Raw genomic sequence first — 1804 nt, 5'->3', positions numbered from 1 at the left:
CCGCGCATGCGCCAGAGCCATGTGGGCGGCGAGAAGGTCTTCGTCGACTTCGCCGGCGACACGATCGGCGTCACCGACCCGGACAGCGGGGTGGTGTGGCAGGCCCGGCTGTTCGTGGCGACGATGGGCGCCTCCAACCTGGTCTTCGCAGAGGCCCGCGCCAGCGAGGGGCTGGCGGACTGGATCGGGGCGCATGTCAGCCTGTTCGCGGCGCTCGGCGGGGTGCCGAAGTTCGTGGTCTGCGACAACCTGAAGTCGGCGGTGATCAGCGCCGACCGGTACGAGCCCGGGCTGAACCGCTCCTACCTGGAACTGGCCGAGCACTACGGCACCACCATCCTGCCGGCGCGGCCGGGCAAGCCGCGCGACAAGGCGAAGGTCGAGCAGTCGGTACTGCTGGCCGAGCGCTGGATCCTGGCCCGGCTGCGCAATGCCCGGTTCTTCTCCCTGGCCGAACTGAACGGCGCGATCACCACGCTGACCGCCGACCTGAACGCCCGGATCATGCGCGGCTTCGGCGCCAGCCGGGCGGAGCTGTTCACCGCGCTCGACGCGCCGGCGCTGCATGACCTGCCGGAGCGGCCCTATGCCTTCGCCCGCTGGAAACGCTGCCGGGTCGGGCCGGACTACCACGTCGAGGTCGAGGGCCACTGGTACTCGGTGCCGTTCCGGCTGATCCGCCAGGTGCTGGACGTGCGGGTGGCCGAGGGCACGGTGGAGGCCTTCCACCGCGGCGAGCGGGTGGCCAGCCACCCGCGGGCCCGGCAGCGCCGCGGCCACACCACCCTGCCCGAGCACATGCCGAGCGCGCATCGCCGGCACGCCCAGTGGACGCCCGCCCGGCTGCTGGAGGAGGCAGCCCGGATCGGCCCCGCGACGGTGGCGCTGTGCGAGGCGGTGATGGCGGCGCGCCCGCATCCCGAGCAGGGCTTCCGCACCTGCCTCGGCATCCTGGCCCTGGCCAGGACCTATGGAGCCGCCCGGCTCGACGCCGCCTGCGGGCGCGGCGCCAGCATCCGGGCGCGCTCGGTGGCCTCGATCCGCTCCATTCTCCAGAACGGCCTCGAGCGGGCCTTCCTGGAGGAGGAGGTGGAGCGGCGGCCTCCCCCGCCCCACGGCAACATCCGTGGCGGGGGCTACTTCCACTGACCCGCGGCAGAGAGGACCCCATGCTCGCCCACCCCACCCAGGAGCAACTGATCGCGCTCGGCCTGACCGGCATGGCCAAGGCGCTCGAGAACCAGCGGCGCTCCCCCGACATCACCGCCCTCGGTTTCGAGGAGCGGCTCGGCCTGCTGGTCGACCGCGAGGCGGCCGAGCGCGAGAGCCGGCGCCTGGCAACGCGGCTGAAGTTCGCCGCGCTCCGGCACGACGCCAGCATCGAGGACGTTGACCTGCGCACCCCGCGCAGCCTCGACCGGGCGCTGTTCCAGCGCCTGGCCACCGGCAGCTGGCTCGACCGCCACGAAGGCGTCCTGATCACCGGCCCGACCGGCGTCGGCAAGAGCTGGCTGGCCTGCGCCCTCGGCCACAAGGCCTGCCGCGATGGCCGGCGCGTGCTCTACCACCGCGTCCCGCGCCTGTTCGAGGCCTTGGCCCTGGCCCGCGGCGACGGCCGGCACGCTCGCACCCTGAAGGCCCTCGCCAGGGTCGATCTGCTGATCCTGGACGACTGGGGCCTGTCCGTCCTCACCCAGGCCGAGCGGGAGGACATGCTCGAGATCCTCGAGGACCGCCACGGCCGCGGCTCCACCATCGTCACCAGCCAGGTGCCGATCGAGGCGTGGCACGAGGTGATCGGCAG

The 1804-nt window shown here is 73.2% G+C and carries 2 protein-coding genes; both read left to right on the top strand.

Annotated features, from left to right (window positions below; genetic code table 11):
- A partial coding sequence (gene istA, locus Q7A36_RS39560) for an IS21 family transposase (protein ID WP_305109278.1) occupies positions 1-1149 on the top strand: 1149 nt, incomplete at its 5' end.
- Between the two features lie 20 nt (positions 1150-1169).
- A partial coding sequence (istB, locus tag Q7A36_RS39555; protein ID WP_305109277.1) for an IS21-like element helper ATPase IstB occupies positions 1170-1804 on the top strand: 635 nt, incomplete at its 3' end.

The organism is Paracraurococcus lichenis (genome assembly GCF_030657435.1).
In the GTDB taxonomy this organism is placed as follows: Bacteria; Pseudomonadota; Alphaproteobacteria; order Acetobacterales; family Acetobacteraceae; genus Paracraurococcus; species Paracraurococcus lichenis.
This window is presented reverse-complemented; position numbering and strand designations above follow the sequence as displayed.